This window comes from Aquicoccus porphyridii (genome assembly GCF_008369105.1).
Classification (GTDB): Bacteria; Pseudomonadota; Alphaproteobacteria; order Rhodobacterales; family Rhodobacteraceae; genus Aquicoccus; species Aquicoccus porphyridii.
Genome location: NZ_VINQ01000223.1, coordinates 1 through 368 on the forward strand (window position 1 = coordinate 1; position 368 = coordinate 368).

General features: G+C 63.3%; 1 pseudogene. It reads right to left on the reverse strand.

Annotated features, from left to right (window positions below):
• Positions 1-66: 66 nt before the first annotated feature.
• A pseudogene (locus FLO80_RS24280) lies at positions 67-368 on the reverse strand (hypothetical protein); the annotation flags it as partial.

Here is a 368-nt window from a genome sequence, read left to right on the forward strand (position 1 = left end):
GCGGTTGCCCTGTTCGATCGTTCGTTGCCAATGACGCATGGCGGTACCTCCAGTGGTGGGGCGGCCTCAGAGGCCGCCAGCCGTGAGTTTTTCCGGATCCAGCAACACCTCCAGGCGCGCACGGTCCAGATCGGTGTTTTCCAGCGCCACATCGATGATCGGCCGTCCCTCGCGATAGGCCTGCTTGGCGATTTCCGCAGCCTTCTGGTAGCCGATGATCGGGTTCAGCGCAGTGACCAGGATCGGGTTGCGCGCCAACGCCTCGCTGAGCTTGCCCTGGTTGACCTTGAAGCTGGCGATGGCCTTGTCCGCCAGCAGCCGGCTGACGTTGGCCAGCAACTGGATGCTGTGCAACAGGTTGTCCGCCA